Genomic DNA, 25604 nt, shown 5'->3' with positions numbered 1-25604 from the left:
GTGCGGCCGGGGCGTGCCCCGGCCGTTTCGTGTAGCAGATGGGGAAAACAACGTGAAACCGGTGAAAGTGGGCATCTGTGGGCTGGGTACCGTCGGTGGCGGTACCTTCAACGTACTCAAGCGCAACGCCGAGGAGATTGCCCGCCGTGCCGGGCGTGGAATCGAAGTCGCGCAGATTGCCGCTCGTCGCCCCAACCCGAAGTGTGAAACCGGTGCCACCCCCATCACCGCCGACATCTTCGACGTGGCCAACAACCCGGAAATCGACGTGGTCATCGAGCTGATCGGTGGCTACACCCTGGCCCACGAGCTGGTGCTCAAGGCCATCGAGAACGGCAAGCACGTGGTCACCGCCAACAAGGCGCTGATCGCCGTGCACGGCAACGAGATCTTCGCCAAGGCCCGCGAGAAGGGCGTGATCGTCGCCTTCGAAGCCGCCGTGGCCGGTGGCATCCCGGTGATCAAGGCGATCCGCGAGGGCCTGGCCGGCAACCGTATCAACTGGCTGGCCGGCATCATCAACGGCACCGGCAACTTCATCCTCACCGAGATGCGCGAGAAAGGCCGTGCCTTCGAGGACGTGCTCAAGGAGGCCCAGGCTCTGGGCTACGCCGAGGCTGATCCGACCTTCGACGTGGAAGGCATCGACGCCGCGCACAAGCTGACCATCCTCGCGTCCATCGCCTTCGGCATCCCGCTGCAGTTCGACAAGGCCTACACCGAAGGCATCAGCAAGCTGACCAGCGCTGACGTGAACTACGCCGAGGCCCTGGGCTACCGCATCAAGCACCTCGGCGTGGCTCGCCGCACCGAGGCTGGCATCGAGTTGCGCGTGCACCCGACCCTGATCCCGGCCGACCGCCTGATCGCCAACGTCAACGGCGTGATGAACGCGGTGATGGTCAACGGTGACGCCTCCGGTTCGACCCTCTACTACGGCGCCGGCGCCGGCATGGACGCCACCGCGTCCGCCGTGGTGGCCGACCTGGTCGACGTGGTGCGTGCCCTGACCAGCGATCCGACCAACCGCGTGCCGCACCTGGCCTTCCAGCCGGATGCCCTGAGCGACCACCCGATCCTGCCGATCGCCGAGAGCGAGAGCGCCTACTACCTGCGCATCCAGGCCAAGGACCATCCGGGCGTACTGGCCCAGGTGGCGAGCATCCTGTCCGAGCGCGGCATCAACATTGAATCGATCATGCAGAAAGAGGCCGAAGAGCAAGACGGTCTGGTACCGATGATCCTGGTCACCCACCGGGTCGTCGAATCGCGCATCGACGACGCCATCGCCGCCCTCGAAGGGCTGGCCGACGTGGTCGGTAAAGTCGTGCGTATCCGCGTCGAGCAACTGGTCTGAGGTAAGAAAGTCATGCGTTATATCAGCACCCGCGGCCAGGCCCCGGCCCTCAACTTCGAAGACGTCCTGCTCGCTGGCCTGGCCAGCGACGGCGGCCTCTACGTTCCGGAAAACCTGCCGCGCTTCACCCAGGAGGAGATCGCCTCCTGGGCCGGCCTGCCATACCACGAGCTGGCCTTCCGCGTGATGCGCCCGTTCGTCGCCGGCTCGATCGCCGATGCCGACTTCAAGAAGATCCTCGAAGAAACCTACGGCGTGTTCGCCCACAACGCCGTGGCGCCGCTGCGCCAGCTCAACGGCAACGAGTGGGTACTGGAGCTGTTCCACGGCCCGACCCTGGCCTTCAAGGACTTCGCCCTGCAGCTGCTCGGCCGCCTGCTCGACCATGTGCTGAGCAAGCGCGGCGAGCGCGTGGTGATCATGGGCGCCACCTCCGGTGACACCGGTTCGGCCGCCATCGAAGGCTGCAAGGCCTGCGAGCACGTCGATATCTTCATCATGCACCCGCACAACCGTGTGTCCGAGGTGCAGCGCCGGCAGATGACCACCATCCTCGGCGAGAACATCCACAACATTGCCATCGAAGGCAACTTCGATGATTGCCAGGAGATGGTCAAGGCCAGCTTCGCCGACCAGAGCTTCCTCAAGGGCACCCGTCTGGTGGCAGTCAACTCGATCAACTGGGCGCGGATCATGGCCCAGATCGTCTACTACTTCCACGCTGCTCTGCAGCTGGGTGGCCCGGCGCGCTCCATCGCGTTCTCGGTGCCGACTGGCAACTTCGGCGACATCTTCGCCGGCTACCTGGCACGCAACATGGGCCTGCCGATCAGCCAGCTGATCGTCGCCACCAACCGCAACGACATCCTGCACCGCTTCATGAGCGGCAATCAGTATGTGAAGGACACCCTGCACCCGACCCTGTCGCCGTCGATGGACATCATGGTTTCGTCCAACTTCGAGCGCCTGCTGTTCGACCTGCACGGCCGCAACGGCGCCGCCATCGCCAACCTGATGGACACCTTCAAGCTGGGCGGCGGTTTCAGCGTCGAGGAAGACCGCTGGACCGAGGCGCGCAAGCTGTTCGATTCCCTGGCCGTCAACGACGAGCAGACCTGCGAGACCATCGCCGAGGTGTACCAGGAGTGCGGCGAGCTGCTCGACCCGCACACCGCCATCGGCGTGCGTGCCGCGCGTGAGTGCCGTCGCAGCCTGGCGGTGCCGATGGTCACCCTGGGTACCGCGCACCCGGTCAAGTTCCCGGAAGCGGTGGAGAAGGCCGGCATCGACGCGGTTCCGGCCCTGCCGCCGCACCTGACCGACCTGTTCCAGCGCGACGAGCGCTGCACCGTGCTGGCCAACGACCTGAAGACCGTACAGCAGTTCGTCGCCGCCCACGGCAATCGCGGCAAGCCGCTGTAAGGCTGCACCGTGATGAAGAGCCCCGCCTGGTGCGGGGCTTTTTTATGGGCGGCGCATGGCCCTGTAGTAGCCAGCTGTTACCCTGGCTCGGGTGAGGCGGCGCAGACTGGCGCCACATTCACAGAGGAGGCTGCTGTCATGACGGCGAAGAAGATCCTGATGCTGGTCGGCGACTACGTCGAAGACTACGAGACCATGGTGCCGTTCCAGGCCCTGCAGATGGTCGGCCACACCGTGCATGCGGTCTGCCCCGGCAAGAGCGCCGGGCAGAGCGTGCGCACCGCGATCCACGACTTCGAGGGCGACCAGACCTACAGCGAGAAACCGGGGCATAATTTCGCCCTCAACTTCGACTTCGCCAAGGTCACGGAAGGTGCCTACGACGGCCTGCTGATTCCCGGTGGCCGCGCCCCCGAATACCTGCGCCTGAATGGCGAGGTGATCGCCCTGGTACAGGCCTTCGCCAAGGCCGGCAAGCCGATTGCCGCGGTGTGCCACGGCGCCCAGCTGCTGGCCGCCGCCGATGTGCTCAAGGGCCGCGGCTGCAGCGCCTATCCGGCCTGCGCGCCGGAAGTGCGTCTGGCCGGTGGCGAGTACGTGGAGGTGCCGATGGATGGCGTGCACGTCGACGGCAACCTGGTCACTGCCCCGGCCTGGCCGGCGCATCCGGCCTGGCTGGCGGCGTTCCTGAAAGTGCTGGGCTGAGAGAGGAGAGCAGGGAATGTGCGAGTTGTATGTAAAGGCCGATCCGATCCTCTACGAGTCGCGCTCGCGCTCCCTGCGCATCCGCGGGGTGGTCACCACCCTGCGTTTAGAAAATCAGTTCTGGGACATCCTGCGCGAGATCGCCGAGGTCGACGGCATGACCACCAATCAGCTGATCACCAAGCTGTATGAGGAGGTCATGGACTACCGCGGCGAAGTGGTCAACTTCGCCTCCTTCCTGCGCGTCAGCTGCACGCGTTTCCTGGCGCAGCGCCCGCAGCCGAGCGCCGAGGTGCTCAGTCTGGTGCAGTCGCGCTAAGTGAGCGCCCATAAAAAAGCCCGCGTCGAGCGGGCTTTTTTATGGCTGCCAATCAGTGCTTGCGTGGCACCGGTTTGAGCAGTTCTTCCGGTGGCATCTCGCAATTGATCTTGCGGCCGAGCAGTTCTTCGATCGGCGGCAGGGCGAAGGCGTCGTCCTCGCCGGCGAAGCTGATCGAGGTGCCGCTGGCGCCGGCGCGGCCGGTACGGCCGATGCGGTGCACGTAGTCGTCCGGCACTTCCGGCAGGGTGAAGTTGATCACGTGGCTGATGCCGTCGACGTGGATGCCGCGGCCGGCGACGTCGGTGGCGACCATCACGCGGATCTTGCCTTCGCGGAAGCCTTCCAGGGTCTTGATCCGCTTGTGCTGCGGCACGTCGCCGGACATCTGCGCGGCGCTGACGCCGTCGCGGATCAGCTTCTCCTCGATACGGCGTACTTCGTCGCGGCGGTTGGCGAACACCATCACCCGCTGCCAGTCGTTCTGCGTCACCAGGTTGTACAGCAGTTTGTACTTGTCCTGGCTGGACACGGCGTAGACGTGCTGCTCGACGGTGTCGCTGGCGACGTTTTCCGGCTCGATCTCGACGATGGCCGGGTTCACCGTCCACTGCCGCGCCAGGTTCATCACGTCTTCGGTGAAGGTGGCGGAGAACAGCAGGGTCTGGCGATCACCCTTCATCGGGGTCTGGCGGATGATCTGGCGCACCTGCGGGATGAAGCCCATGTCGAGCATGCGGTCGGCTTCGTCCAGCACCATCACTTCGACCATGTCCAGGTGCACTTCGCCGCGCTGGTTGAAGTCCAGCAGGCGGCCGGGAGTGGCGACCAGGATGTCGCAGTAGCGCGACTCGAGCTGCTTGAGTTGCTTGTCGAAGTCCATGCCGCCGACGAACTGCATGACGTTGAGGCCGGTGTACTTGGTCAGGGCCTCGGCGTCCTTGGCGATCTGCACCACCAGCTCACGGGTCGGCGCGATGATCAGCGCGCGCGGCTCGCCCATGTAGCGCTCTTTCGGCACCTGGGTCTGCAACAGCTGGGTGATGGTCGAGATAAGGAAGGCGGCGGTCTTGCCGGTGCCGGTCTGGGCGCGGCCGATGGCATCCTTGCCCCGCAGGGTGTGGCCGAGGACCTGGGCCTGGATCGGCGTGCAGTAAGGGAAGCCGAGGTCGTGGATGGCGTGCATCAGCTCGGGAGCCAGCTTGAAGTCGTGGAAGCGCGTCTTGCCTTCCTGCGGCTCGACCACGAAGTCTTCCAGCTTCCAGGTATCCACCGGTTTGGCCGGGCGTTCGCGGCGCGGCTTGTCGGTGCGTGGCTTGGTGTCTTTGCCCGGGCGGGGCTCGTTGGCCTGCTTTGGCTTGGCATCGCGCTGGCCGTCCTGTTTGGCGGGAGCGCTGGGAGGCGTGGCGGGAATGCTGCTGGCGGGCTGTTCGGCTTCGCCCTTGCTGAAGATTTTCTTGAGTGCTTTGAGCACGGCCGTCTCGTATTGGTCAAGGAATGAACGGTCGCCAGTGTAAAGCAAGAAGCCCGCGCGGCGAAGTGCTGCGCGGGCTGCAGCCGGTCAATCGGGCAGGTTGGCCAAGAGCAGGTCGCGCACGTTGCCGCCCATGATCGCGGCGATGTCGGCGTCGCTGAAGCCGGCGCGCTGCAGCCCCTCGGTGATCTGCGCCAGGCCGGTGCTGTCAAAGGGCGCGGTGATCGTGCCGTTGAAGTCCGAGCCCAGGGCCACGTGGGCCACGCCGACCTTGTCCGCGGCGTAGCGGATGGCGCGGACGATGGCGCCGACCGAGGTCTCGCAGACCGCGGCGTCCCAGTAGCCGATACCAATCACCCCGCCGGTGGCGGCGATGCGTTGCAGGTGGTCGTCGGTGAGGTTGCGCGGGCCGGGGCAGGTGCCGGCGACACCGGTGTGGGAGACCAGCACGGGGCGCTTGGCCATGGCCAGTACGTCGTCGATCAGCGGCTTGGAGGCGTGGGCCAGGTCGACCAGCATGCGCTTCTCTTCCAGGCGGGTGATCACCTGGCGACCCAGCGGGGTCAGGCCACCCTTGTCCAGACCGTGGGCCGAGCCGCCGATTTCGTTATCGAAGAAGTGGGTCAGGCCGGCGATGCGGAAGCCGGCGTCGTACAGGACGTCGATGTTCTCCAGCTTGCCCTCGATGGGCTGCAGGCCCTCGGTGGCCAGTACGGTGGCCAGGCGCTGCGGGTCGCGTTGCCAGTCTTTGAGGTAGCGAGCCAGTTCGCCGCGGTTGCGGACCAGCACCAGTTTCCCTTCGCTGGCGGCCGCGGCCTGCTTCAGCTTGTCGGCCTGGTACAAGGCGCGGGCCAGCAGGCTGCCCCAGGTTTCTTTCGGCCAGCGTTGGGCCATGGCCAGGATGGTGATGTTGTCGGTGTCGCTGGGGTTGCTCTCGTAGTTGATGCCGCGCGGGGTCTTGGTCACGGTGGAGAACACCTGCAGGCCGACGTGGCCTTCCAGCAGGCGCGGCAGGTCGGAGTGGCCGTAGTCGTGGCGTTCGAGCAGGTCGCGCTGCCAGAGCAGGGCATCGTCGTGCAGGTCGGCGACGAACAGGCGCTGGTGCAGCTGCTCGGCCTTGTCGCTGGCCGGGTAGGGCGCGGGGTTGGTCACGCCGTTCATGGCGCGGTCGAGCAGGGTGGGCACGGTGAAGAAGATTCCCGCGCCCACTGGCACGAGGATCAGCAGGGCGAGCAGCAGCTTGCGCATGGAGACATCCAGTCGTTGTTGTTATGCGCCTGACTCTAACAAGGCGAGTCCTGCGGTAGTGCCGGGGTGGCGGATTCGCCGGGGATTTTGGCGGGGTTGTCGTGCTCAGCCGAACAGGCGATTGCGCCCTTGTTGCTTGGCCTTGTACAGCGCCGAGTCGGCGCGGGCGATCAGGCTTTCGAGGCCGTCCTTGTCCTGCATCTGGGTCATGCCGATGGACACGGTGACGCCTGGCAGAATGCCCACCGGCGAGTAGAACGAGCCGATCTGCTCCAGGCTCTGGCGCAGGCGTTCGCCGATGGTGCGGGCGGCCATGGCGTCCAGCTCCGGCAGGAGGATGACGAACTCCTCGCCGCCATAGCGCACCAGGCTGTCCTTGGGGCGCAGCTGGTTGCGCAGGGTATGCGCCACCAGGCACAGGGCATAGTCGCCAGCCAGGTGGCCGTGCTGGTCGTTGTACGCCTTGAAGTGGTCGACATCGAGCATCAGCATGCTCATCGGCTGGCCGTTGAAGGCGCAGCGGGTGCTCTCGCGCTCGTAGACATGCTCCAGCCAGCGGCGGTTGAAGCAGCCGGTGAGGATGTCGACGTTGGCGCTCTGCTCGCTGTCGAGGATCAGCCGATTGCCCTGGCGCACGCGGTCGCAAAGCAGCTCCAGCAGGTTCTGCATCAGCTCGGGCGACTGGTTGAACAGCTTGATCAGCGACTCACGGTGCAGGCGCAACACCAGCGATGGCTGGGTGGCGACCACATAGGCCGAAGGCCGGTCGTTGTCGATGAAGCTGATTTCGCCGGCGCAGTCGCCGGGGAGCAGGGTGCTCACTGGCTGGTTGTCGAGTGAGCCGAGATAGACCTTCAGCTCGCCTTCCAGCAGCAGGTAGAGGTGCTGGTTGCGGTTGAAGGGGGAGAGGAGGATCTCGCTGGCTTCCAGCTCGCAGGCGCGGAACTCCTCCAGCAGCTGTTGCAGATTGCTGGCCGCGACGTTCTGGAACAGCCGCAATTGGCTGATCTGCTGGAGATCCTGCTGCCAGTCGGTGTTTTTCATCGGGAAAATGAATGACCTGTCCGGCTGCTGCTGGTTGAGCTGGGCATCGCGTAACACTCCCTGTTTAGGGCGAACACCTGCCGCGACCATATGCTTGGCCACATCGGCTACGCAATGCTCAGCCCAGAGCCTCCCGACCGGCGGTCGCAAGCGATGGACGGGGTTGTGACCAATGCCATTCGCTTGACCTTTCAGCCTCTACTTAGAGCGATCCGCGTTGCTTGCGACGGCTGCTTGACGCGGCGCTCAAGCGCCCAGGCGTTGTTGCAGCCAGTCGCCGATATCCTGGATTTCCTCCAGCACCACCTCATGGCCCATCGGGTATTCGCGCCAGCCGACCGGCACGCCCTGTGCGGCCAGCGCATCGTGCGCGGCGCGGCCCATGAAATGGGGCACCACCTCGTCCTGGCTGCCGTGCAGGCAGAGCACCGGCAGCTGGCGCCGGGCCGCGTCCAGTTGCAGGTCATCGGCGAAGGTCGGGGCGTAGGTGGAGAGCGCCATCAGCCCGCCCAGCGGACCCTGCCAGCGCAGGAAGGCGGTATGGAAGACCACCGCGCCGCCCTGGGAGAAGCCGGCCAGGATGATGCGCGCCGGGTCGATGCCGCCATCGCGCTGCGCCTCGATCAGGTCGATCACCGTCTGCGCCGAGACCTCCATCTGCTCCTTGTCGATGGCCCGCGCCGGGCTCATGGCCAGAATGTCGTACCAGCTGGGCATGGACCAGCCGCCATTGATGGTCACCGGGCGGCTCGGCGCTTGCGGCAGGACGAAGCGGGTGGTGGGCAGACGCTGCTGCAACATCTGCGCGACGGGCTCGAAGTCGTAACGGTCGGCGCCCAGGCCGTGTAACCAGATGACGCAGGCGTCTGCGCTTTGTGCGGGGTCGAGTATCAGGGCGTCTTGCATATTTGCTCCAAAATGGTGCGCGCGCGTCATTTGCGAGCGCGGCGTCGATGTTCTGTCAGCGAATCCGTTAACAAGATGTCGCACGGCTAAAACTTTGCCTATTGACCTGCAGTCAATGCGCCATGGCTGCGAAAGTGGTACGCGGCTTGCTGTAGTGAGCGGGTCCGGCGGGGGCCGCCATGGAGCGGAAAGCCGGACAATCTGCTGCGTCTCTTTTCCGTAAGACCTACGGAGATGGATGAGTCATTCGCCGCTCTCGAGAACGGCATCTAGACTCACTCCAGGTTCGCACCCCGGTTGACCCCGCCATGGTGGCGGGATCGAACGTGCCTCACAAGGGTACGGCGGCAGGACCGAGACTCGACCAAACAAGAACACTTGGAGGTTTTGATGAAGATGGTGAAATCCACCCTGGCAGTACTGACCACGGCCGCAGTTCTCGGGGTGAGCGGCTTCGCTCATGCCGGTGCGACCCTGGATGCGGTGAAGAAGAAGGGCTTCGTGCAGTGCGGTATCAGTGACGGTCTGCCGGGCTTCTCCTACGCCGACGCCAAGGGCAACTACCTGGGTATCGACGTGGACGTGTGCCGCGCCGTCGCCGCCGCCGTATTCGGCGACGCCTCCAAGGTCAAATACAGCCCGCTGACCGCCAAGGAGCGCTTCACCGCGCTGCAGTCCGGCGAAGTCGACATGCTGTCGCGCAACACCACCTGGACCAGCTCGCGTGATGCGGCCATGGGCCTGAACTTCACCGGTGTGACCTACTACGACGGTCAAGGCTTCCTGGTGAACAAGAAGCTCGGCGTTTCCAGCGCCAAGGAACTGGACGGCGCCACCGTGTGCATCCAGGCCGGTACCACCACCGAGCTGAACCTGGCTGACTACTTCCGCGCCAATGGCCTGAAGTACACCCCCATCACTTACGACACCTCCGACGAGAGCGCCAAGTCCCTGGAGTCCGGCCGTTGCGACGTGCTGACTTCCGACCAGTCGCAGCTGTACGCCCAGCGCATCAAGCTGGCCGCGCCGGACGACTACGTCGTTCTGCCGGAAGTGATCTCCAAGGAGCCGCTCGGCCCATCCGTACGTCAGGGTGACGAGGAGTGGTTCGATATCGTGCGCTGGAGCCTGTTCGCGCAGCTCAACGCCGAGGAACTGGGCGTGACTTCCGCCAACGTGGAAGAAATGGCCAAGAGCACCAAGAACCCGGACATCGCCCGCCTGCTGGGCGCCGAGGGTGATTTCGGCAAGGATCTGAAACTGCCGAAGGACTGGGCCGTACAGATCGTCAAGCAAGTCGGTAACTATGCCGAAATCTTCGAGCGCAACGTCGGTGCCGGCAGCGAGCTGAAGATTGAGCGTGGTCTCAATGCCCTGTGGAACAAGGGTGGTCTGCAGTACGCACCGCCGGTGCGCTGACCGCCATGCCATCGCCCCTCGTGTGAGGGGCGATGGTGTTCCTGATTTCGCGAACTCCGCGCCGCAATTCATGGGCGCGGAGTTTCCATGAGGGCCGTTATGCAAAATCCCCCTATTTCTTCGCGCCCGCGGACATCGGTCTGGACCGATCCGCAGGTGCGCGGCTGGCTATTCCAGCTCATAGCCGTGGTCGCTGTCGTGGCGATCGGCTGGTACCTGTTCCACAACACCCAGCACAACCTCGCCCAGCGCGGGATCATCTCCGGTTTCGGTTTCCTTGATCACAGCGCAGGCTTCGGTATCTCCCAGCACCTGATCGATTACAAGGAGAGCGACACCTATGGTCGCGTCTTCGTCATCGGTCTGCTCAATACCTTGTTGGTGGCTGGGATCGGCATCGTGCTCGCGACGATCCTCGGCTTTATTCTCGGGGTGGCGCGGCTGTCGCCAAACTGGATGATCAACAAGTTGGCCACGATCTATATCGAGACCTTCCGCAACATCCCGCCGCTGCTGCAGATCTTCTTCTGGTATTTCGCCGTGTTCCTGCCACTGCCCGGTCCGCGGCAGAGCGTCAACATCGGTGACACCTTCTTCCTCAGCAACCGCGGCCTGAACATGCCGTCGCCGACCATCGCCGAAGGTTTCTGGCCGTTCTTCATTGCCGTGATCATCGCCCTGGTGGCGATCTGGTTCATCGCCCGCTGGGCGCGCCAGCGCTTCGAATCCACCGGCCAGGGCTTCCCGACCCTGATCAGCAGCCTGCTGCTGATCGTCGCGTTGCCGGGCCTGGCCATGCTGGTGTTCGGCGATCCCTTCCACTGGACGGTGCCGGCGCTCACGGGTTTCAACTTCCGTGGTGGCTGGGTAATGATCCCTGAGCTGATGGCGCTGACTCTGGCCCTGACCGTGTACACCGCGGCCTTCATCGCCGAGATCGTGCGCTCCGGCATCCAGTCGGTCAGCCACGGTCAGACCGAGGCGGCTCGTTCGCTCGGCCTGCCGGCCGGCAAGACCCTGCGTCTGGTGATCATCCCGCAGGCCCTGCGCGTGATCATCCCGCCGCTGACCAGCCAGTACCTGAACCTGGCGAAGAACTCGTCGCTGGCCGCCGGCATCGGCTATCCGGACATGGTCTCGTTGTTCGCCGGCACGACCCTGAACCAGACCGGCCAGGCCATCGAGGCCATCGCCATCACCATGAGTGTGTACCTGGCCATTAGCATCAGCATTTCGATCCTGATGAACTGGTACAACAAGCGCATCGCGCTGATCGAGCGGTAAGGAGAAGCGCATGGAAGTTCATCAATTTCGCCCCAGCCTGCCGCCGCCACGCATGAGCGTGGGCGTGGTCGGCTGGTTGCGATCCAACCTGTTCTCCAGCTGGTTCAACACCCTGTTGACCCTGCTGGCCATCTACCTGGTCTGGCTGATCATCCCGCCGCTTTTGAAGTGGGCGATCTTCGAGGCCGACTGGACCGGCACTACCCGCGCCGACTGCACCAGCGAAGGCGCCTGCTGGGTGTTCATCAAGGAGCGCTTCAGCCAGTTCATGTACGGCTTCTACCCGGAAGAGCTGCGCTGGCGCGTCGACCTCACCGTGTGGCTGGCGGTGATCGGCGCGGCGCCCCTGTTCGTCCCGGCGATGCCGCGCAAGGCCGTCTATGGTCTGGCGTTCCTGGTGATCTACCCGCTGCTGGCCTACTGGCTGCTGCACGGTGGCTTCCTCGGTCTGTCCACGGTCTCCACCAGCCAATGGGGCGGCTTGATGCTGACCCTGGTGATCGCCGCCGTCGGTATCTCCGGCGCTTTGCCGCTGGGCATCCTGCTGGCGCTGGGCCGACGCTCGAAGATGCCGGCGATCCGCGTGATCTGCGTGACCTTCATCGAGTTCTGGCGCGGCGTGCCGCTGATCACCGTGCTGTTCATGTCCTCGGTGATGCTGCCGCTGTTCCTGCCCGAGGGGCTGCATTTCGACAAGCTGCTGCGTGCCCTGATCGGGGTGATCCTGTTCCAGTCCGCCTACATCGCTGAGGTGGTGCGTGGTGGCCTGCAGGCGATTCCCAAGGGGCAGTACGAGGCGGCTTCGGCCATGGGCCTGGGCTACTGGCGGATGATGGGTCTGGTGATCCTGCCGCAGGCGCTCAAGCTGGTGATCCCGGGCATCGTCAATACCTTCATCGCCCTGTTCAAGGACACCAGCCTGGTGATCATCATCGGCCTGTTCGACCTGCTCAACAGCATCAAGCAAGCCACCACCGACCCGGCCTGGCTGGGTATGGCTACCGAGGGCTACGTGTTCGCCGCCCTGGTGTTCTGGATCTTCTGTTTCGGCATGTCCCGCTATTCCATGCGCCTGGAGCGCAAGCTGGACACCGGCCACAAGCGTTAGGAGTCATAGACCATGACCGAAGTTAAGAAAGAAGCCGCGGCCGAGCCGATCATTCAGCTGCAGGGCGTGAACAAGTGGTACGGCCAGTTCCACGTGCTCAAGGACATCAACCTCAACGTGCAGCAGGGCGAGCGCATCGTCCTCTGCGGCCCGTCGGGTTCCGGCAAGTCCACCACCATTCGCTGCATCAACCGCCTGGAGGAGCACCAGCAGGGGCGCATCATCGTCGATGGCACCGAGCTGACCAGTGACCTCAAGCACATCGAGGCGATCCGCAGCGAAGTGGGCATGGTGTTCCAGCACTTCAACCTGTTCCCGCACCTGACCGTGCTGCAGAACTGCACCCTGGCGCCGATGTGGGTACGCAAGATGCCCAAGCGCAAGGCCGAAGAGATCGCCATGCACTTCCTCGAGCGCGTGCGCATCCCCGAGCAGGCGCACAAGTACCCGGGCCAGCTCTCCGGCGGCCAGCAGCAGCGTGTGGCCATCGCCCGTGCCCTGTGCATGAAGCCGAAGATCATGCTGTTCGACGAGCCGACCTCGGCCCTCGACCCGGAAATGGTCAAGGAGGTGCTGGACACCATGGTTGGCCTGGCCCAGGACGGCATGACCATGCTCTGCGTGACCCACGAGATGGGCTTCGCCCGCACCGTGGCGGATCGGGTGATCTTCATGGACCGCGGCGAGATCGTCGAACAGAACGAGCCCAACGCGTTCTTCGACAACCCGCAGAACGAGCGGACCAAGCTGTTCCTCGGCCAGATCCTGCACTGATCGGCGCAGCGGTAAAAGAAAGGAGTCCTCGGGCTCCTTTTTCTTTGCGCGTTATTCGGTGGCCGGCTGACGCAGGCGCTTGCGGAAGGCGCCTGGGGTTTCGCCGCAGAGCTGCTTGAACAGCTTGGCGAAGGTGGCGCGGTCGGCATAGCCCACCTGCGCGGCCACCTGTTCCAGCGAACGCGCCGGATTGCGCAGGGCGCTCTGCGCGGCGCTGATGCGCAGGCGCTGCAGATAGTCGTTGGGCGTCAGCCCGGTGGCTGCCTTGAAGCGCCGTAGCAGGGTGCGGGTGGAGCAGTTGGCGCGCTCGGCCAGCAGTGGCAGGTCGATGGCCTGGGCGTGGTGCTGTTGCAGCCAGCGCAGCAGCGGGGCGATCAGCGGGTCGTCCTGCCCGGCCATTGGCAGCAGCGGGGCGAAGCGGCTCTGCCCGCCGCGCTCGCGCTCCACCACCAGGGCGCCGGCCACGCGCTGGGCCAGCCAGTCGCCGCCATGCACGGCGATCAGGTGTAGGCACAGGTCGAGGCCGGCCTGGGCGCCGCCGGAACAGAAGCGGTTGCCGTCCTCGGTGAACAGCTGGTCGATCTGCAGGCGCACCCGTGGGAAGCGCTGGCGGAAGTTATCCGCCAGGGCCCAGTGGGTGGTGGCGCGGCGGCCGTCCAGCACGCCGGAGGCGGCCAGTAGACAGGCGCTGCTGCACAGACTGGCCAACTGCTGGTGCTGCGGTCGTGCGGCCAGCCAGGCGAGCAGGGCGGTATTGCCTTCCAGGGTACGGTCGAAGGCGCTGCCGGTGGCGGGGATCAGCAGCAGGTCGGCCTGTTCGGCCAGGCTCAGGTCGCCATTCACTCGCAGCTGTGCGTAGCCCAGCTGCACCGGTTGGCCATCGGCGCTGACCCGCTGCAGCTCGAACAGGGTTTCGCCGGCGAACTGGTTGGCCAGGCGAAAGGCGTCGTCGGCCATGCTCAGGCTGGAGAGCACGGTTTGCGGGCAGGTGTAGAGGGCGATGCGAATCATCTGGCGATTATTGACACAAAGTTGTCTTTATCGCCAATCGCCGGGCGTCGCCTAGGCGACCATACTCTGCCCATCCCAACCCGGAGCAGCCTTCATGGCCCACCCCAATGCCGAACTGATCGACCGCTTCTACCAGGCCTTCCAGCGTCAGGACGCCGAGACCATGGCCGCCTGCTACGCCGCCGATGTGGCGTTTTCCGACCCGGTGTTCCGTGACCTCAAGGGCACGGACGCCGGCGATATGTGGCGCATGCTCTGTGCCCGCGCCAAGCAGTTCTCCCTGACCTACGAAGTGCTGGAGGCGGACGACGAGCAGGGCCGCGCGCGCTGGGTGGCAACCTACCTGTTCAGCCAGACCGGGCGCATGGTGGAGAACCATATCGAGGCCAGCTTCCGCTTCGCCGGCGGCAAGATCGTCGAGCACCACGACCGCTTCGACCTGTGGCGCTGGGCGCGCCAGGCCCTGGGCACCAAGGGTGTGCTGCTCGGCTGGCTGGCGCCGGTACAGGACGCCATCCGCAAGCAGGCCATGGCCGGGCTGCGCGCCTGGCAGGGCGGGCGCTGACTGGCGTAAGCTCGTCGGCCCTTCATTGTGCTGCCGAGCCATGACCGATACGCCTCCTGCCAAGCCCTGGTCCGTCTACCTGGTCCGCGCCGAGAACGGCGCGCTGTACTGCGGCATCAGTGACGATCCGGAGCGGCGTTTCGCCCAGCACTGCAGCGGCAAGGGCGCGCGCTTCTTCCACTCCAGTCCGGCGCAGGCGCTGGTGTACATCGAGAGTTGCGTGGACAAGAGCGCCGCGCTGCGCCGCGAGCGGGCGATCAAGGCGCTGGCCAAGGTCGCCAAGGAGCGCCTGGTGCAGGCTTTTGCCATGGAGAAAACTGATAGCCCGCTATCAGTCTGAACGGGTAGGCTGCGTGGCTGCCCAAGGGTAAGCTGCCCTTCCACTGCCACCGACGCGGAGCCCGTCATGCACGAGTTGATCCTGCACCATTACCCGACTTCACCGTTCGCCGAGAAGGCGCGCCTGCTGCTGGGCTTCAAGCAGCTGTCCTGGCGCTCGGTGATGATCCCGCCGGTGATGCCCAAGCCCGATCTGACCGCGCTGACCGGCGGCTACCGCAAGACCCCGGTGCTGCAGATCGGCGCTGATATCTATTGCGACACCGCGCTGATCGCCCGTCGCCTGGAGGCCGAGAAGAACGTTCCGGCGCTGTTCCCGGAAGGCCAGGAATTCGTCGTCGCCAGCTTCGCCCAGTGGGTCGACTCGGTGGTGTTCCAGCACGCGGTGAGCCTGGTGTTCCAGCCTGAGTCGGTGGCGCTGCGCTTCGCCAAGCTGCCGCCGGAAGCGGTCAAGGCGTTCATTGCCGACCGCGCCGGACTGTTCAGCGGTGGCACCGCGACGCGCATTCCGGCCGATGTGGCCAAGCACAACTGGCCGAGCATCATGGCCCGCGTCGAGCAGCAGCTGGCGCGCGAGCAGGGCGACTTCCTGTTCGGCGAGCCGTCGGTGGCCGACTTCTCCCTGGCCCACTGCCTGTGGTTCCTCAAGGGCACGCCGGTCACCGCGCCGTTGGTCGATGCCTACCCCAATGTCAGCGCCTGGCTTGGCCGCGTGCTGGGCTTCGGCCATGGCGCGCCGAGCGAGCTGAGCGCCGCCGAGGCCATCGAGATCGCCCGTGCGGCCACCCCGGCAGCACTACCTGACGAGTCTTTCGCCGAGCCCAATGGCTTCCAGGCTGGCCAGCGGGTGAAGATCGCTGCGACCGACTATGGCGTCGATCCGGTGGAAGGTGAGCTGGTGTTCGCCGGCGCCGAGGAGCTGATCCTGCGCCGTGAGGACGAGCGCGCGGGCGTCGTGCATGTGCACTTCCCGCGCCTGGGCTTCCGTATCGAAGCGCTGTAAGCGGATAGCAGGGCGGCGCTAGCGCAGCGCCGCCTTGATCCCTTCCGGGTTGTAGCCGCGGATCACGGTATCGCCGATGGTCATCAGCGGAATGCCCTTGCCACCCAGCGCATCATAGGCGCGGCGGCCTTCGCTGGACTTCTCGATGTCGAACTCGGTGTAGCGAATGCCCTGTTCGGCGAGAAAGCTGCGGGTCTTGGCGCAGTAGCCGCACCAGGTCGTGGCGTAGAGCACCACTGGCGCGTCCGCGTTGCTGGCGGCTACCTGTGGCGCTGGCTTGAGGCCGGTGAAGGTCTCGATGCGTTCCCAGTTTTGCCAGGCGGCGAGTGCCGCCAGCAGGACGAAAATCCGTTTACCCATGTCACTCCTTGCGACGCTTGAGTTGGTCCTTCAGTTGGGTGGGTACCTGGCGAATGATCAGCATGTCGCGCGACTCATCGTATTCGATCTTCGAGCCCAGCAGGTGGGCCTCGAAGCTAATCGACAGGCCCTCGGCGCGGCCGGTGAAGCGGCGGAACTGGTTGAGGGTGCGCTTGTCCGCCGGAAATTCCGGGGCCATGCCGTAGTCCTTGTTGCGGATGTGTTCGAAGAAGGCCCGCGGGCGGTCTTCGTCGATCAGCCCGGAGAGCTCGTCGAGGGTGATCGGCTCGCCGATCTTGGCCTGGCTGGTGGCGTAGTCGACCAGCGTCTCGGTCTTGGCGCGAGCCTGTTCCTCGGCCATGTCCTCGCTTTCGACGAAGTCGCTGAAGGCCTTGAGCAGGGTGCGCGTCTCGCTCGGCGCATCCACGCCTTCGTGGCAGCCGATGAAGTCGCGGAAGTAGTCCGAGACCTTCTTGCCGTTCTTGCCCTTGATAAAGGAAATGTACTGCTTGGAGTGGGCGTTGTTGCGCCACTCGGAGATGTTGATGCGTGCCGCCAGGTGCAGCTGGCCGAGGTCCAGGTGCTTGGCTGGCGCCACGTCCAGCGCCTCGGTCACCGCCACGCCTTCGCTGTGGTGCAGCAGGGCGATGGCCAGGTAGTCGGTCATGCCTTGCTGGTAGTGGGCCAGCAGCACGTGGCCGCCAGTCGACAGGTTGGACTCTTCCATCAGCTTCTGCAGCTGCTCGACGGCCTGACGGCTGAAGGCGGTGAAGTCCTGCTCGCCGTCCAGGTAGGCCTTCAGCCAGCCGCTGAACGGGTAGGCGCCGGATTCCTCGTGGAACAGGCCCCAGGCCTTGCCCTGCTTGGCGTTGTAGCTCTCGTTGAGGTCGGCCAGCAGGTTCTCCATGGCCTGGGACGCGGCGAGCTCCGAGTCGCGGGCATGCAGTACGGCGGGCGAGCCATCGGGCTTCTTGTCGATCAGGTGGACGATGCAGTGGCGGATCGGCATGGGTATCGGTCTTCGGTGATTCGCGGGAAACAGGGCGAGGAGTCTACCCGACAACGCCGCGCGGCGGGTCGGTCGTCATTCTTGATGATGGCGATGTGCTGCCATCGTCGGTGAACTGCAGCAATATTTCGAAGAAAAAGTAGCTAACCGCTTCGCTTGCCGGAAAACCGCCGTCTACTGTTGCAGCGTCCACACGACGCAGTAAAGGGACGGCCCGCGGTGGTGCCACAAGTGTCGCCGCATTCATGCGCTCCAAAAACGGAATTGGAGAAAACCCATGCATTACAAGAAAAAGCTGCTGTTCGCTTCGCTCCTCACCGCCACTGCCACCCCGGCGCTCGCCGGCGGTCCCCAGGATCTCTCGCAGGTATTCGACAAGCTCTGGAGCCCGACGCGCCTCGGCCCGCTGGAGTGTCGCGCCGGGCTGCTGAACAGCTCGCCGCTGCTGCTGCCGCGCTGCATGCAGGCGCAGAACACCCAGCAACACCTGCAGATGCTGCACGACGTGGCCCTGGCCAACGGTGGCAACCGCGCCGCCGGCCTGCCGGGCTACGACGGCTCGCTCAACTACGTGAAGGAAACCCTGGAGCGCGCCGGCTACCGCGTCACGCTGCAGCCATTCCCGTTCAGCGCCTTCTATCCCCAGGGGCCGGGCGTGCTGCAGACGGTGGCTCCGGCACCCGCCAGCTTCGAGTGGGAGGTGGACTTCACCTACCTGTCGCAGACCGATGCCGGTGACGTGACCGCCGCCGTGGTGCCGGTGGACATCGCCCTCGGTGCTGGCAACACCTCCACCAGTGGCTGCGAGGCGGAAGACTTCGCCGGCTTCCCCGCCGGTGCCATCGCCCTGCTGCAACGCGGTGCGTGCAACTTCCAGATCAAGGCGGAGAACGCCGCCAATGCCGGCGCCAGTGGCGTGGTGGTGTTCAACCAGGGCGACAGCGAGGACCGCAAGGGCCTGCTCAGCGCCACCCTGGGCGATGCCTATGCCGGTGGCATTCCGGTGCTGTTCACCACCTATGACGTGGGTGTGAGCCTGGCGCAGACCGCCGAGCTGCGCCTGCGCATGGTCACCGATGTGGTGCGCGAGCGGACCCAGACCTACAACCTGGTGGCCGAGTCCAAGCACGGCAACCCGAACAATGTGGTGATGGCCGGCGCGCACCTCGACTCGGTGTACGAGGGCGCGGGCATCAACGACAACGGTTCGGGCAGCGCCGCGTTGCTGGAGCTGGCCGTGCAACTGCGCAAGGTCAAGCCGACCAACAAGCTGCGCTTCGCCTGGTGGGGCGCCGAGGAGTCGGGGCTAGTGGGCTCGACCTACTACGTCACCCAGCTGCCGCCGGAGCAGAAGAGCAAGATCAAGGCCTACCTGAACTTCGACATGATCGCTTCGCCGAACTTCGCCTACTTCGTGTATGACGGCGACGGCTCGGCCTACGGTCTGGAAGGTCCGCCCGGCTCGGCCGCCATCGAGAAGTTGTTCGAGGAGTACTACAAGCTGCGCGGCCTGCCGTTCGAGGGTGACGAGATTACCTTCCGCTCCGACTACGCGCAGTTCTTCACCGATGGCATCGCCTTCGGCGGGCTGTTCACCGGCGCCGAGGTGCTGAAGACCGAGGAGCAGGCGGCGCGTTATGGCGGCACCGCGGGCATCGCCCTCGATCCCTGCTATCACGCGGCCTGTGACAACCTGGGCAACATCGACGCGCGCGCGCTGGAGATCAACGGCGATGCCATGGCCTTCGTCACCAGCTGGCTGTCGCACTCGACCAAGGCCATCGACGACGAGATCGCGGCGAGCCAGGCGGCGCCCAGCCTGAAACGTGCGGCCAAGGCTTACGACATCACCCACTGGGGCAAGCACTGGGTCAAATGACCCCGGCTTGAGCAGAAGCCCCGCCAGGTTCGCCCTGGCGGGGCTTTTTTCATGCGGCTGGTTCTGCGGCCTTGCGCCGTTGCACGGCGTGCAGGCGTTCGATCATGTAGCGCAGGTGCATGTGCAGCTCGTACAGCTCGCTGGAGTAGGACAGCGGCACCTCGACCCGCGCCAACTCGTCTTCCAGTTTTTCCAGGCGCTCGATCTCGGCGCCGATGTCGCCGTTGAGGCTGCCCTTGTACAGCTGCTGGTCGATCTCGCGCAGGTGCTTGTACCAGCGGTAGATACGCGCGCGGATGCGCCACTGGTAGATCGGCCCGATGGCCTTGAACAGCGGGAACAGCAGCACCAGCAGCGGGATGGCGAGGATGATGTAGCGGTCGGCCAGCGAGGCGATGCGGAACGGCAGGTAGCGCTGCAGGATCGGCAGGCCTTTCTCGTAGTAGTAGTCGGCCTCGTCCAGAATGTGCAGCGACAGCGGCGGACGCGCCGGGTAGCTGCCGGCGGGGTCGAGCAGGCTGCCGTTCTTCAGCACCTCGCGCGCGGCCTCTAGGATCAGTGGGGTCAGCGACGGGTGGAAGCTCTCGCCGGCCACTAGGGTGGCGACCGGGCCGAGGGTGACGATGTCGCGATCCGGAGTGTTCTGTGCCATGTCGAGCATGCCTTCACCGACTGCCAGGCGGCTCAGGTAGGGCAGGCGCGCCAGGTAGGCTTCGGTGCGGCGCAGGCTGACCAGACGCAGCTTGGGCTCGGCGGCCAGGCGCTGGATCAGCGGGTTCTCCGCCGGGCCGACGAAGAAGGCGGCGTCCAGTTCGCCAGCCACCAGAGCGTCGGCGGCGCGGCTGCCGCCCAACTGTTGCCACTGTTTGGGATAAGCGCCCGGCTCGATGCGGTTGGCGGCGAACAGCGCGGCGGTCACCGCCTGGGTGCCGCTGTCTTCCGAGCCGATGGCCAGGCGCAGTTTGAGCAGGTCGGCCAGGCGTTCGAACTTGACCTTGCGCGTGGTGAACAGCCACAGCGGCTCGCGATAGACCACGCCGAGGCCGGCCAGCTTGCCGCGTGCCTCGTCGTCCAGGGTCAGTTCCTGGCCGCTCTGGATCAGGGCCAGCTCCACCGAGCCGTCACCCAGCTTGGCCAGGTTGTCGCGCGAGCCCAGGCTCTGCACCAGCTCCAGCTCGAAGCCCTGTTCGGCCAGCTCGTCGCGCAGGCGCTCGGCGAAGGTGTGGTAGCCACCGCCCACGGCGCCGGTAGCCATGCGTGCGTGCATCGGTGGCGGCGGGGCAACGAAGTAGAACAGCGCGCCCACCAGGCCGGCGAGCACCGGCACTATCCACAGGTTGGCGAGGATGAGGATTTTCAGGTCGCGGAGAATGCGGCGCATGGTCGGTCCTTGAGGCTATCTCAGGCAGAGGATAGCCCTTGACCGGTCAGAACCGGTTTACGATCTGCTGCGCGTTGGCTAAACGGAGTTGAAAGCGCCCTCGGAATGCTCATTTACCACTCGTAAACTCCGCTTCCTCGGCCACTTTCGCCGCCGTTTATCTCTAGCTCGCGAGATCGTAAACCGGTTCTTAGCTGCGTGAGACCTGCGGCCGCTGCTGGCGCTCCAGCCAGTAGCCGATCACCGCGAAGCCGGCGAGCAGGCCCAGGGCGTATAGCGCTTCCACACCGAGGGCCAGCAGCACCAGGGCGCAGAGCAGGGTGCTGAAACCGGCGATCCAGCGCCAGACGCCGCGCAGCAGCACCCAGCCGGCGGCCATGCTGAGCAGGTAGACGACGATGAAGTTGCCGTTGGCGTAGCGGATCAGGTCGTCCACCGACAGCTGTAGCACGCTGGCGAGGCTGGCGCACAGGCAGCAGATCAGCACCACCAGCAGCAGCGCGCGCGCCGGTACGCCGTGGCGGTTGAGCGGAGCCAGGGCAGCCGGCAGCTTGCCTTCGTCGGCCAGGCTCCAGATCAGGCGGGCGAAGCCCTGCACGTAGATGTTCATCGAGGCGAAGCAGGCCAGGTAGCCGACCACTGCGACCAGCGCACGTGCCTCATCGCCGAGCAGCATGTGCATTAGCCGCGGCAGCGAGGCGGCGTCGCTGTGCTCGTCGCCGTACACGCCGAAGCTCAGCACCGCCACCGAGAAGGCCCAGTACACCAGGCCGGCCAGCAGCACGCCGAGCAGCAGGGCCAGAGGAAAGTCGCGCTCGGGACGCTTGAACTCCTCACCCAGGTGGGTGAAGGCCTCAATGCCGACGAAGCACCAGAACATCACGCCCAGCGCTCCGGGAATCAGTTGCCAGGAATCGTCGATCGCCGGCAGCAGCGGTTGGCTGGCGCGCGGCAGATCGCCAACCCACCAGATCAGGCCGACGGTGCCGAGGATCGCCAGGGCGATCAGACCTTGCACCATGCCGCTGGCGCGGGCCGGGCGCTGGCCGAGCAGGAGCATGGCGCCGAGGGTGGCGAACTGGATCAGCAGTGCGCCACCCGCGCCGATCGGCAGTAGCGCCTGCCAGAAGCCGGTGGCGATGTTCAGCGCGGCGGGCAGGCCGACCGGCAGAACGGCGAGAAACAGGAAGGCGATCAACCGCTCCATGCGCCCGCCGAAGGCGCGGCCGATCAGGTGCGGCGCGCCGCCGGCGTGCGGGAAGCGCTTGCCCAACTGGGCGAAGGTGAAGGCCACCGGCAGCACCAGGGCGATCAGGATCAGCCAGGCCCAGAGCGAGGCGGGGCCGGCGGCGGTGGCGGCCAGCGCCGGCACCACGAAGATGCCGGTGCCGAGCAGCGAGGTGCTCAGCAGCGCGACGCCCTGCAGCAGCCCCAGTTCCTTGTTCAGCCGGCTCATGATGTATGCTCGCTCCTTCTTTCGATCCCGCCATGTTAAGCGGCCGCTCTGCCGCAGGTCGCCGCCGATCACCGGCAAACTGGCGGAATCCGTAGTCAAACTGCCTGCCGCCGAGAACCACCGTGGACAAGTTCGATCGCCAGATCATCGCCCTGCTGCGCCAGGACGCCCGCACCTCCGTCAGCCAGATCGCCCGCGAGGTCAACCTGTCGCGTTCGGCGGTGAGCGAGCGCATCCGCCAGCTGGAGCAGGGCGGGGTGATCCGCGGCTACCACGCCCAGGTGGCCGAGCCAGGCGCTGGTGGGGTCAAGGCCTTCCTCGAGCTGTTCTACAAGGACGGCCGCTGCCAGGACTATGTCGAACGCATGCGCGTCTACCCGGAGATCCGCCAGTGCTGCGGCATCAGCGGCGAGACCGACATGCTGGTGCAGGTGGAGGCGGCGAGCATGGCGCGCCTGGCCGAGATCCGTGGCGTGATCGAAGGCTTCCCCGGCATGCAGCGGGTGAAGACGCATATGGTCGTTACCGAATGGGCCATGTGAGCGCCTGACCTAGACGGCTCAGTCCCACTCCAGCCTGATCTGCCCGCGACCCAGGTTGGCCAACTGCTCGGCGGCAACCGCTAGCTGCTGCTTGGGCAGCGCCAGGTGCAGCTCGGCACCTTCGGCATCGAAACTCTCGCTCTCCAGCTGCGCCTGCCAGTCGCCCAGACGTGCCTTGACCCGCGCCAGCTCGGCGAAGGGCACATGGCAGCGCGCCTGCACGCGTGCCACCAGTTCGACCCGCTCGCCGCTCTGCAGGCACTTGGCCGCGCTACCACCATAGGCGCGGGCCAGGCCGCCGGTGCCGAGCTGGATGCCGCCGTACCAGCGGATCACCAGCACCACCACGCGGTCGCAGTCCTGGCCCTCGATGGCGGCAAGGATCGGCCGGCCGGCGGTGCCGCCGGGTTCGCCATCGTCGCTGAAGCGGTACTGCTGGCCGCACTTGAAGGCCCAGCAGTTGTGCGAGGCGGCGAGGTCCTTGTGCTGCTCGATAAAGGCCAGCGCCTGCTCCGCCGAGTCGACAGGCGCGGCCAGGGCGATGAAGCGGCTCTTGCGGATTTCCTCGCGGTACTCGCAGGGCGCGCCGAGGGTGAAGGCCATCAGCCGGCCTGCAGCCAGGCGCGGCGGGCGTTCACGTCGTGGAAGGTCCAGGCCAGGAAGCGGCTCTGCTTGTTGCCTTGGGCCATGTCCACCTGGCGCACTTCCACGGCGCCGGCCTGCTGCAGCGCTTTCTGCAGGATCGGCAGGTTGCCGGCCTTGGACACCAGGCTGCTGAACCACAGCACCTGGCCGGCCACGGCCGCGCTCTCGCGGGCCATGCGCTGCAGGAAGGCGGCCTCACCACCAGTGCACCACAGCTCGTTGCTCTGCCCACCGAAGTTGAGCTTGGGCAGCTTGCGCTTGGGATCAAGCTTGCCGAGGTTCTTCCACTTGCGCGTGCTGCCGCTGGCGGCCTCGGCCGACGAGGCGTGGAAGGGCGGGTTGCACAGGCTCAGGGCGAAGCGTTCCTCGTTGCCCAGCAGGCCGAGGAAGATGTGCTTGGGTTCGTTCTGTTGGCGCAGCTCGATGGCTGCGTCCAGGCCGTTGGCCTGAATGATCGACTGGGCCGAGGCCAGGGCCTGCGGGTCGATGTCCGAGCCGAGGAAGCGCCAGCCATAGTCGCTATGGCCGAGCAGCGGGTAGATGCAGTTGGCGCCGGTGCCCACGTCCAGCACGCGGACCTGCTCGCCACGAGGAATCTCGCCGCCGGCGGTCTCGCTCAGCAGGTCGGCCAGGCCGTGCAGGTAGTCGGCGCGGCCGGGGATCGGCGGGCACAGGTAGCCGGCCGGAATGTCCCAGTGGGCGATGCCGTACAGCTGGCGCAGCAGCGCGCGGTTGAACACCCGTACCGCCTCGGGATCGGCGAAGTCGATGCTCTGTTTGCCGTAGGGATTGAGGATGACGAAACGGCCCAGCTCGGGACTGGCGGCGATCAGCTTGGGGAAGTCGTAGCGCCCCTGGTGGCGGTTGCGCGGGTGCAACTGGCCCTTGGCGACGGCCTTGGGTTGGCGGGGGGGCTGGGCTTTCTGACGCATGATGGGCTGTTCGGCGAGCGGGGCTGGCATTGTCCCACAGACGCTACTTCCAGCCCATCTGCCAGCGCTCGGTGTCTTCCAGCAGGTGCCAGTCCAGGCGCTCGCTGCGCCCGGTCAGCACGGCCTGCAGGTCGATCGTCAGCACCTCGCCGGTGTCGCTGCGCTGCAGTTCGGTGACCAGAAAATGGCGCTCGCGATTACGCGGCGTGCGCGCCGTCCACTTCGACAGCAGCAGCTTGCGCGGATTGATACGGCCAGGCCTCACTGGCGATGTTCCAGCAGCCGCCGCGCCGCCTCCTGGCCGCTGAGCCAGGCGCCTTCCACGCGGCCGGACAGGCACCAGTCGCCGCAGGCGTACAGGCCCAGGTCGGCGTCGGCCAGCGCGCCCCACTCGTGGGCGCTGGCCGGCCGCGCGTAGAGCCAGCGATGCGCCAGGCTGAAGGCCGGGGCGGGCAGGGCGCAGCCGATCAGCTCGGCGAAGGCGCCGTGCAGCTGTTCGATCACCGCCTCCTTGGGCAGGTCCAGGTGCTGCTTGCTCCAGGCGCTGGTGGCGTGCAGCACCCAGGTGTCGAAGGCGCCGTCGCGGCCCGGTTTGCTGCGGCTGCGCGCCAGCCAGTCGATGGCGCCGCCCTGCACGAAGCAGGCCTCGACGCGGGTCTCCAGCGGCGTTGCGAAGCCCAGGGCCACGGCCCAGGTCGGCTCCATGATCACCCCGGCGGCGGCACTGGCCAGCTTGGGTGCGGCGGCCAGCAGGTTGGTCGCCTGCGGCGCCGGGGTGGCGATGATCACGCTGCTGTACGGGCCGTGGCTGTTGCCGTCGGCATCCTGCAGGTTCCAGTGCTGTTCGCCGCGGAACACCTCGGTGATGCGGCAGGAGAAGTGCACCGGCAGGGCGCCGAGCAGGGCGCGGCTGACGGCGCTCATGCGTGGCGTGCCGACCCAGCGCACCTGCTCGTCGGGCGAGGGCAATAGGCCGTTCTCGTTGTAGTGGTAGAGCTGCGGGTCCCACTCGGCGACCCAGCCGCGCGCCTGCCATTGCTGCACCACCTCGACGAAGCGGCGGTCGCGGGCGGTGAAGTACTGCGCGCCGAGGTCCAGCGAGCCGGCGTCGCTGCGCTTGCTGGCCATGCGCCCGCCGCTGCCGCGGCCCTTGTCGAACAGTTCGACCTCCAGCCCTGCCGCATGCAGGGCCTGGGCGGCGGAGAGCCCCGCCAGGCCGGTACCGATTATTGCGATGGGTGCGTTCATGATGGGCCTCGTTTCCCTGAACCGGTCGCTTCTCGGAGCGATGTACTGCCGGTTACAAGTTGGACACGCATTTGGGGGTACCCATCTCACGTATTTGTACGTGAGCCTGCTGAAACTGGGACGGCGGCCCGGCCGGAAGAAGGCACGTTGCACCGTCATGATTCAGACTAGGTG

General features: G+C 65.9%; 26 protein-coding genes. 13 read left to right on the top strand and 13 right to left on the bottom strand.

What is annotated here, in order from left to right; all coding sequences use genetic code 11:
- Window positions 1-52: 52 nt before the first annotated feature.
- From IP89_RS07035 to IP89_RS07020, 4 genes are all read left to right on the top strand, one after another.
- Window positions 53-1357, top strand: a complete 1305-nt coding sequence (locus IP89_RS07035; RefSeq protein ID WP_043308635.1) for a homoserine dehydrogenase — start codon at window positions 53-55, stop codon at window positions 1355-1357.
- Window positions 1358-1369: 12 nt separating this feature from the next.
- Window positions 1370-2779: a threonine synthase gene (gene thrC, locus IP89_RS07030; protein WP_043308634.1), complete on the top strand. Its 1410-nt coding sequence runs from the start codon at window positions 1370-1372 to the stop codon at window positions 2777-2779.
- Between the two features lie 138 nt (window positions 2780-2917).
- Window positions 2918-3484, top strand: a complete 567-nt coding sequence (locus IP89_RS07025; RefSeq protein WP_043308633.1) for a DJ-1/PfpI family protein — start codon at window positions 2918-2920, stop codon at window positions 3482-3484.
- A gap of 16 nt (window positions 3485-3500) precedes the next feature.
- The gene (locus tag IP89_RS07020) at window positions 3501-3803 is read left to right on the top strand and encodes a ribbon-helix-helix domain-containing protein (protein ID WP_043308632.1); all 303 of its coding nucleotides are present in this window, start codon (window positions 3501-3503) and stop codon (window positions 3801-3803) included.
- 52 nt (window positions 3804-3855) lie between these two features.
- Here the strand turns inward: IP89_RS07020 and rhlB are convergent, their stop codons facing one another.
- From rhlB to IP89_RS07000, 4 genes are all read right to left on the bottom strand, one after another.
- Window positions 3856-5277 (bottom strand): ATP-dependent RNA helicase RhlB, encoded by a 1422-nt coding sequence (rhlB, locus tag IP89_RS07015; protein ID WP_043308631.1) that lies wholly within the window; start codon window positions 5275-5277, stop codon window positions 3856-3858.
- 87 nt (window positions 5278-5364) lie between these two features.
- Window positions 5365-6525 carry a dipeptidase gene (locus IP89_RS07010; RefSeq protein ID WP_043308630.1) on the bottom strand — a complete coding sequence of 387 codons (1161 nt, stop codon included), beginning with the start codon at window positions 6523-6525 and terminating at the stop codon, window positions 5365-5367.
- A 105-nt stretch (window positions 6526-6630) separates the two neighbouring features.
- The gene (locus IP89_RS07005) at window positions 6631-7569 is read right to left on the bottom strand and encodes a GGDEF domain-containing protein (RefSeq protein WP_043308629.1); all 939 of its coding nucleotides are present in this window, start codon (window positions 7567-7569) and stop codon (window positions 6631-6633) included.
- A 246-nt stretch (window positions 7570-7815) separates the two neighbouring features.
- Window positions 7816-8475 carry an alpha/beta hydrolase gene (locus tag IP89_RS07000; RefSeq protein ID WP_043308628.1) on the bottom strand — a complete coding sequence of 220 codons (660 nt, stop codon included), beginning with the start codon at window positions 8473-8475 and terminating at the stop codon, window positions 7816-7818.
- 390 nt (window positions 8476-8865) lie between these two features.
- Between IP89_RS07000 and IP89_RS06995 the strand changes: the two genes are divergently transcribed.
- The 4 genes from IP89_RS06995 to IP89_RS06980 all read left to right on the top strand — a co-directional run bounded on the left by IP89_RS06995 (window position 8866) and on the right by IP89_RS06980 (window position 13060).
- Complete coding sequence (locus IP89_RS06995; RefSeq protein WP_043308627.1) at window positions 8866-9894, top strand: amino acid ABC transporter substrate-binding protein; 1029 nt, start codon at window positions 8866-8868, stop codon at window positions 9892-9894.
- Window positions 9895-9993: 99 nt separating this feature from the next.
- Window positions 9994-11178, top strand: coding sequence for an amino acid ABC transporter permease (locus IP89_RS06990; RefSeq protein ID WP_043308626.1), 1185 nt, complete (start codon window positions 9994-9996; stop codon window positions 11176-11178).
- Between the two features lie 10 nt (window positions 11179-11188).
- Window positions 11189-12286, top strand: coding sequence for an amino acid ABC transporter permease (locus IP89_RS06985; RefSeq protein WP_043308625.1), 1098 nt, complete (start codon window positions 11189-11191; stop codon window positions 12284-12286).
- A gap of 12 nt (window positions 12287-12298) precedes the next feature.
- Window positions 12299-13060: an amino acid ABC transporter ATP-binding protein gene (locus tag IP89_RS06980; protein WP_043308624.1), complete on the top strand. Its 762-nt coding sequence runs from the start codon at window positions 12299-12301 to the stop codon at window positions 13058-13060.
- Between the two features lie 51 nt (window positions 13061-13111).
- Here the strand turns inward: IP89_RS06980 and IP89_RS06975 are convergent, their stop codons facing one another.
- Window positions 13112-14071: a GlxA family transcriptional regulator gene (locus tag IP89_RS06975; RefSeq protein WP_043308623.1), complete on the bottom strand. Its 960-nt coding sequence runs from the start codon at window positions 14069-14071 to the stop codon at window positions 13112-13114.
- A 94-nt stretch (window positions 14072-14165) separates the two neighbouring features.
- Here IP89_RS06975 and IP89_RS06970 point away from each other — a divergent pair, with 94 nt between their 5' ends.
- The 3 genes from IP89_RS06970 to IP89_RS06960 all read left to right on the top strand — a co-directional run bounded on the left by IP89_RS06970 (window position 14166) and on the right by IP89_RS06960 (window position 15978).
- The gene (locus tag IP89_RS06970) at window positions 14166-14636 is read left to right on the top strand and encodes a nuclear transport factor 2 family protein (RefSeq protein WP_043308622.1); all 471 of its coding nucleotides are present in this window, start codon (window positions 14166-14168) and stop codon (window positions 14634-14636) included.
- Window positions 14637-14676: 40 nt separating this feature from the next.
- Window positions 14677-14976, top strand: a complete 300-nt coding sequence (locus IP89_RS06965) for a GIY-YIG nuclease family protein (RefSeq protein WP_043308621.1) — start codon at window positions 14677-14679, stop codon at window positions 14974-14976.
- Window positions 14977-15042: 66 nt separating this feature from the next.
- A complete protein-coding gene (locus IP89_RS06960; RefSeq protein ID WP_043308620.1) occupies window positions 15043-15978 on the top strand; it encodes a glutathione S-transferase family protein in 936 nt (311 codons plus the stop codon).
- A gap of 18 nt (window positions 15979-15996) precedes the next feature.
- On the opposite strand, the gene IP89_RS06955 is transcribed toward IP89_RS06960, so the two are convergent.
- Window positions 15997-16338, bottom strand: a complete 342-nt coding sequence (locus IP89_RS06955) for a glutaredoxin family protein (protein ID WP_043308619.1) — start codon at window positions 16336-16338, stop codon at window positions 15997-15999.
- A 1-nt stretch (window position 16339) separates the two neighbouring features.
- Window positions 16340-17347: a nucleoid-associated protein YejK gene (gene yejK, locus IP89_RS06950; protein ID WP_043308618.1), complete on the bottom strand. Its 1008-nt coding sequence runs from the start codon at window positions 17345-17347 to the stop codon at window positions 16340-16342.
- Between the two features lie 277 nt (window positions 17348-17624).
- On the opposite strand from yejK, the gene IP89_RS06945 reads away from it, so the two are divergent.
- Entirely contained in the window at window positions 17625-19226 is a 1602-nt protein-coding gene (locus IP89_RS06945; RefSeq protein ID WP_043308617.1) for a M28 family metallopeptidase, read from the top strand.
- Between the two features lie 49 nt (window positions 19227-19275).
- On the opposite strand, the gene IP89_RS06940 is transcribed toward IP89_RS06945, so the two are convergent.
- Together IP89_RS06940 and yjeH are read right to left on the bottom strand one after the other, a co-directional pair.
- The gene (locus IP89_RS06940) at window positions 19276-20607 is read right to left on the bottom strand and encodes a TAXI family TRAP transporter solute-binding subunit (protein WP_043308616.1); all 1332 of its coding nucleotides are present in this window, start codon (window positions 20605-20607) and stop codon (window positions 19276-19278) included.
- A gap of 190 nt (window positions 20608-20797) precedes the next feature.
- Window positions 20798-22063 (bottom strand): L-methionine/branched-chain amino acid transporter, encoded by a 1266-nt coding sequence (yjeH, locus tag IP89_RS06935; protein WP_043308615.1) that lies wholly within the window; start codon window positions 22061-22063, stop codon window positions 20798-20800.
- A gap of 122 nt (window positions 22064-22185) precedes the next feature.
- Here yjeH and IP89_RS06930 point away from each other — a divergent pair, with 122 nt between their 5' ends.
- Window positions 22186-22605 carry an Lrp/AsnC family transcriptional regulator gene (locus IP89_RS06930; RefSeq protein ID WP_043308614.1) on the top strand — a complete coding sequence of 140 codons (420 nt, stop codon included), beginning with the start codon at window positions 22186-22188 and terminating at the stop codon, window positions 22603-22605.
- Window positions 22606-22623: 18 nt separating this feature from the next.
- Here IP89_RS06930 and IP89_RS06925 read toward each other — a convergent pair whose 3' ends face one another.
- The 4 genes from IP89_RS06925 to IP89_RS06910 are packed head-to-tail and all read right to left on the bottom strand — an operon-like array spanning window position 22624 to window position 25430.
- A complete protein-coding gene (locus tag IP89_RS06925) occupies window positions 22624-23208 on the bottom strand; it encodes a YigZ family protein (RefSeq protein WP_043308613.1) in 585 nt (194 codons plus the stop codon).
- Window positions 23208-24182, bottom strand: a complete 975-nt coding sequence (gene rlmF, locus IP89_RS06920; protein ID WP_043309027.1) for a 23S rRNA (adenine(1618)-N(6))-methyltransferase RlmF — start codon at window positions 24180-24182, stop codon at window positions 23208-23210. Before rlmF ends, IP89_RS06925 begins: the two co-directional genes overlap by 1 nt.
- Before the next feature lie 43 nt (window positions 24183-24225).
- Window positions 24226-24447 (bottom strand): TIGR02450 family Trp-rich protein, encoded by a 222-nt coding sequence (locus IP89_RS06915; protein ID WP_043308612.1) that lies wholly within the window; start codon window positions 24445-24447, stop codon window positions 24226-24228.
- On the bottom strand, window positions 24444-25430 hold the full coding sequence (locus tag IP89_RS06910) for an NAD(P)/FAD-dependent oxidoreductase (RefSeq protein WP_043308611.1): 987 nt from the start codon (window positions 25428-25430) through the stop codon (window positions 24444-24446). The genes IP89_RS06915 and IP89_RS06910 overlap by 4 nt, the downstream gene beginning before the upstream one ends.
- Window positions 25431-25604 lie beyond the last annotated feature (174 nt).

The sequence above is a fragment of the Pseudomonas sp. ML96 genome, assembly GCF_000761545.1.
Lineage (GTDB): Bacteria > Pseudomonadota > Gammaproteobacteria > Pseudomonadales > Pseudomonadaceae > Aquipseudomonas.
The sequence above is the reverse complement of the archived record's forward strand: the minus strand, read 5'-3'. Positions and strand labels throughout refer to the sequence as shown.

Excerpts from the sequence above, each read along its gene's own strand:
- yejK (WP_043308618.1), bottom strand. The coding sequence starts at position 17,347 with ATGCCGATCCGCCACTGCATCGTCCACCTGATCGACAAGAAGCCCGAT.
- IP89_RS06985 (WP_043308625.1), top strand. The coding sequence starts at position 11,189 with ATGGAAGTTCATCAATTTCGCCCCAGCCTGCCGCCGCCACGCATGAGC.
- IP89_RS07010 (WP_043308630.1), bottom strand. The coding sequence starts at position 6,525 with ATGCGCAAGCTGCTGCTCGCCCTGCTGATCCTCGTGCCAGTGGGCGCG.
- IP89_RS07025 (WP_043308633.1), top strand. The coding sequence starts at position 2,918 with ATGACGGCGAAGAAGATCCTGATGCTGGTCGGCGACTACGTCGAAGAC.
- IP89_RS07020 (WP_043308632.1), top strand. The coding sequence starts at position 3,501 with ATGTGCGAGTTGTATGTAAAGGCCGATCCGATCCTCTACGAGTCGCGC.
- IP89_RS06925 (WP_043308613.1), bottom strand. The coding sequence starts at position 23,208 with ATGGCCTTCACCCTCGGCGCGCCCTGCGAGTACCGCGAGGAAATCCGC.
- IP89_RS07005 (WP_043308629.1), bottom strand. The coding sequence starts at position 7,569 with ATGAAAAACACCGACTGGCAGCAGGATCTCCAGCAGATCAGCCAATTG.
- IP89_RS06910 (WP_043308611.1), bottom strand. The coding sequence starts at position 25,430 with ATGAACGCACCCATCGCAATAATCGGTACCGGCCTGGCGGGGCTCTCC.
- IP89_RS06965 (WP_043308621.1), top strand. The coding sequence starts at position 14,677 with ATGACCGATACGCCTCCTGCCAAGCCCTGGTCCGTCTACCTGGTCCGC.
- IP89_RS06970 (WP_043308622.1), top strand. The coding sequence starts at position 14,166 with ATGGCCCACCCCAATGCCGAACTGATCGACCGCTTCTACCAGGCCTTC.
- IP89_RS06955 (WP_043308619.1), bottom strand. The coding sequence starts at position 16,338 with ATGGGTAAACGGATTTTCGTCCTGCTGGCGGCACTCGCCGCCTGGCAA.
- rlmF (WP_043309027.1), bottom strand. The coding sequence starts at position 24,182 with ATGCGTCAGAAAGCCCAGCCCCCCCGCCAACCCAAGGCCGTCGCCAAG.
- thrC (WP_043308634.1), top strand. The coding sequence starts at position 1,370 with ATGCGTTATATCAGCACCCGCGGCCAGGCCCCGGCCCTCAACTTCGAA.
- IP89_RS06945 (WP_043308617.1), top strand. The coding sequence starts at position 17,625 with ATGCATTACAAGAAAAAGCTGCTGTTCGCTTCGCTCCTCACCGCCACT.
- yjeH (WP_043308615.1), bottom strand. The coding sequence starts at position 22,063 with ATGAGCCGGCTGAACAAGGAACTGGGGCTGCTGCAGGGCGTCGCGCTG.
- IP89_RS06995 (WP_043308627.1), top strand. The coding sequence starts at position 8,866 with ATGAAGATGGTGAAATCCACCCTGGCAGTACTGACCACGGCCGCAGTT.
- IP89_RS06975 (WP_043308623.1), bottom strand. The coding sequence starts at position 14,071 with ATGATTCGCATCGCCCTCTACACCTGCCCGCAAACCGTGCTCTCCAGC.
- IP89_RS06960 (WP_043308620.1), top strand. The coding sequence starts at position 15,043 with ATGCACGAGTTGATCCTGCACCATTACCCGACTTCACCGTTCGCCGAG.
- IP89_RS06940 (WP_043308616.1), bottom strand. The coding sequence starts at position 20,607 with ATGCGCCGCATTCTCCGCGACCTGAAAATCCTCATCCTCGCCAACCTG.
- IP89_RS07000 (WP_043308628.1), bottom strand. The coding sequence starts at position 8,475 with ATGCAAGACGCCCTGATACTCGACCCCGCACAAAGCGCAGACGCCTGC.
- IP89_RS06990 (WP_043308626.1), top strand. The coding sequence starts at position 9,994 with ATGCAAAATCCCCCTATTTCTTCGCGCCCGCGGACATCGGTCTGGACC.
- IP89_RS06980 (WP_043308624.1), top strand. The coding sequence starts at position 12,299 with ATGACCGAAGTTAAGAAAGAAGCCGCGGCCGAGCCGATCATTCAGCTG.